Source organism: Thermogutta sp. (assembly GCF_014359955.1).
Classification (GTDB): domain Bacteria; phylum Planctomycetota; class Planctomycetia; order Pirellulales; family Thermoguttaceae; genus Thermogutta.
Window position 1 is genome coordinate 1 of the sequence record NZ_JACIYL010000435.1, and the last position, 3789, is coordinate 3789.

The window sequence follows — 3789 nt, forward strand, 5'->3', positions numbered from 1 at the left end:
ACTGGGGGTAATCTCTCCCAGCAGCATTTCATTTGATCCGAGGGTGGGAAATAAGAGCAGAAAGCACCATATCCAACCCACCCGGACCAATCGAGGTCGTTCCCGCACCGTATCCATTCGATTTTCCCTCTCGGATTGCTTGAGCCAGTTTCGAAATTTTTGGCCTTCGGACTGGTATGAGAGGATATGTCACCGACCTTGAGACCGAATTCGGCTTCACTCAGGGCAAAGCCGCAGGCGGTGAGCATGGCTGGGGCCGCCATTCCTGCCCGCATTTTGCGGCCTCTTTTTCCGGAATGCAAGCCGGACGGGAAGCGAGACATCCCCACAGGCGCGAAGAGGCGCGTCAGAGGTACCAAAACAAAAACCGCCGCAACCCGGGGAGCGGGTTCCGGCGGTTTTGTTCAATCAAACCCCCCGCGATATTGCGACTGGATGCGTCGCTGCGAGACGAACGAGGGTCAGGCGTGCACTTGCACAAGCCGGGAAAGCGACCCTGGTTCACGCGTATGGGTTGGCACCTCCGTCGGAATATGCGACGGGAGGTTTGATCATCGTCTCGTGTGTTTTGGCCCACCGATGCATTATATCGGCCGAACCAACGCGAAACTCGATTATTCTGCACGCTGTGTTTGGAAGGTCCCGCTCTGCCTGCATCGGCTGGTATTTTCTGCACGCAATTCTATTTTAGCTTACAGGCCAGGCAGGGAACAGGTCGTAAAACCCCGGTTTTTCCCGTGTTTTCCCCGCCAGGATCGGAATGCCGTTTGCACACGCCGCGGCCATCTCAATCCTTCGGAACCAGCCAGATGTTCCGGTAAACGACACGGTTGCCGTGGGCCTGCAGGTGAATGGGGCGCGGGGGCGGACCTTCCGGCTGCCGACCGGGCGTCGCTCCTGGCAATTCCAGATTGTCGTGAATCACCACCCCGTTATGACGCACGGTAATCCGGGCGTTGGCCACTTTTTTACCATTCTCGTACTTGGGAGGGGTGAAGTCGATGTCGTACGTCTGCCAGACCAGCGGCGGCAGGCACATGTTGACGTCCGGGGCCTTCACCCTGTAAATACCGCCGCACTCGTTGTCCTCGCCGGTCAGTCCAAACGAGTCCAGAACCTGGACCTCGTAGCAGTCGTGCAGATAGACGCCGCTGTTGGACCGTGCCTGTCCGAGTGCCTTCGGCATCCAGGAAAGCCGAAATTCCAGGTGCAGATGATAGGCAGCGAACTTTTGCTTGGTTGTGACGCCGGACAGCAGACTGCCGTCGGGCAGAATGTTGCCGTTGTCGAAAGCGTCCGCACTTTTGCCATCGAAGAGGACGACCGCGCCCTCCGGCGGTTTGGCCCCCAGGGTAGGACTTTTGCGCTCCACCCGGCGGAGTTTGACCTCGCCGTGACCATGTTTCACCGTAAGAACGCCATCGGTAATTGTGCCCTCATAACCGTCACCACGAACAGTCACCTCACCGTCCTGCCGCGTGGCTTCACCACGCAGTCGCGGCTTGGAGCGGTCCCATCCTTCGCCGGGCAACCCGCCGACGAGCACGTACATCTCAAACTTTCCGTCACCGCGTGCGATGACCTGGGCTCCCAGCTTCCCTTCACCGCCGGTCGGCAGGGCACCTTCGCCCAGATATTCTCCCTGAATGTGGAAGTCGGGATCCTGGGCGGCAACTGCCGGATCGATAATCTCGTTTCTGGCACGTCGTTCTTCTGCCACCGCCAGGTAACTCAGCGCCAAGATGGCCACGGCAAAGCCAAGCAGATGTCGTTTCATGGAAGCGCCTCCTCATCAAGTGGTACAACGACCGTGAATCGTGTGCCAACGTGTTATGTGTTACGCCTGACCCGGCAAAGTTGCCTTTTCCCACTGATCGCGCAGGAACGCCAGGGCCTTGGGGATTTCCACCTCCCGATCGCCCTGCACACCGCACTCGAAACTGCAGTAATCTTTGTAACCCACCCATTTCAGCCCCCGGAAACCGTCGATGAAGGATCGCTCGTCCTGACCGGGCAGAACACGTTTCCGCGACGCGAGATGGACATGGTGGAGCCAGGGGCCTCCCGCAACGAAAGCCGCGAAATCACTCGGCTCCTCGATGTACATGTGGTAGAAGTCCCCCATCAGGCAGATCCCCGGGCTGTTCACATCGCGACAGATCGCCGCGGCATCGGCAACCTGACGGAGGAAAAATGCCTCACCGCGATTGAGCGGCTCCAGGAGCACCCGGCTTTTCACGCTGACCGCATACTCGCCGATTCCCGGCAAGATATCCAGGAGCACCTTTCGGATTTCCTGATTGGTCAGCTTTGTCTGGCCATTAAAGGCAGGGACAAAGATGACACCGGTGGACTGTAGTTCTCCCGCAGCGGCCAGGACCTCCTTGATCTGTTGAATTCCTTGCTCGCGGCGTGCGGGATCCTCGGAGACCAGCGCCCCGCCTGCCGATCCCCAGCACACCGCGCTGATCTTCAACCCGGCGTTGGCTGCGGCTTTGGCATACATCTCCACCTTGCCGACGACATCTCCCGGCAGTTCCACAGCATCAAAGCCCCATTTCTTCATTTTGTCCAACTTTTCTTCGAGGCTTTTGCCCGGAATGACGCCTAACTGGCTAGAAAATTTCAGCTCCGCCCCTGGCTGGGGAAGGGAGAACTCCCCTGGCGCTGCGAGGACGGCCGATCCACCGGCTATCCCCCAACCGGCCGAAACTGCCAGGCCAGCAGCGGACACGAGAAATTCTCGCCGTTGCAACATACTGATTCCTCCTCGCGGTAAAAAGTGAGCATCACAAAGGCCAACCGGGCTTCAAGGGCCCTCAAAGCGCCGATTTTCCCTACACAGGAGGGACGGTGTCAACAAGCCGGGTACCTTAACATCCCCAGTTGCTACAGGCGATGGGGATGTGGACGTCCACAGGAAATTCAGGCGCGAGTGAGATTCACGCCGGAGGGGCACGCTTGTCGTGCCCGGTGAGAGCGAGTGGATGATCTAATGTTGAACGGCGGACGTGACAAGCACGTCCCTCCGGAGTGGGGGGCCGTTGATGGATCGCCCAACGAGACGTTGCACTGGTGGCACGTCACGTTCTCGCAACGGTGTGGATGGGTCAACCGACCCCGGATGGTAAGCGGTCGCGCCATCGTAAAGATCCACCCCGAGGGTGGTGCCGCTTTTAGGGGAGGAAACGATTTTGCGGAGTTTTTCAAGTGGACGAACCTCTTTGTCGATAAGAGAACATGTCCGGGTCACGCAACAGACCGGTCGGGCCGCGAGCGCGGGTCGCGGTAGCACAACCGGTGGACCAGGCCAAACTCGGACCACACATGATGTGCCCAGGGGGGAAACAGCCCGGGATAGTCAAGCCATATCCCGGGCTGTTCATTTTTGTCGCGGTCGCCAACCGAGGATTTCACGTTCAGCGGAGTTTAGCCCCTCAGCACGCGCAGCCGTGTTTTTCCAGTTTTTCGCGAAGAGTGTCGGCGGTGAACGGCTTCACCAGGTAATCCGAAACACCGGCCTGGATCGCCTGGAGAACCCGGCTCTTTTCCGCTTCGGTCGTAACCATGATGATCGGAACGTTGGGGTCTTGTGCCCGAATGGCCTGAATGACCTCCAGTCCCGATCGGCCGGGCATGTTCCAGTCGGTGAGCACGAGGCTGTACTCCCCGGGCTTAAAGAGGGCAATCGCCTCGTTCCCGTCGGCAGCCTCCACAGCCTCCTGAACGCCCACCGCCTGAAGTGAGCGAATGATGATCTTCCGCATGGTGCTGGAATCGTCCGCCACC

3 protein-coding genes are annotated in these 3789 nt (G+C 59.1%); all 3 read right to left on the reverse strand.

Translation table 11 applies throughout. The features are described 5' to 3' along the window. Positions 1-787: 787 nt before the first annotated feature. A complete protein-coding gene (locus tag H5U08_RS12620; protein ID WP_297033596.1) occupies positions 788-1777 on the reverse strand; it encodes a DUF1080 domain-containing protein in 990 nt (329 codons plus the stop codon). A gap of 60 nt (positions 1778-1837) precedes the next feature. Then, entirely contained in the window at positions 1838-2758 is a 921-nt protein-coding gene (locus tag H5U08_RS12625; RefSeq protein WP_297033598.1) for a sugar phosphate isomerase/epimerase family protein, read from the reverse strand. Between the two features lie 679 nt (positions 2759-3437). Beyond that, positions 3438-3788: a response regulator gene (locus tag H5U08_RS12630; RefSeq protein ID WP_297033600.1), complete on the reverse strand. Its 351-nt coding sequence runs from the start codon at positions 3786-3788 to the stop codon at positions 3438-3440. Between the last annotated feature and the right edge of the window lies 1 nt (position 3789).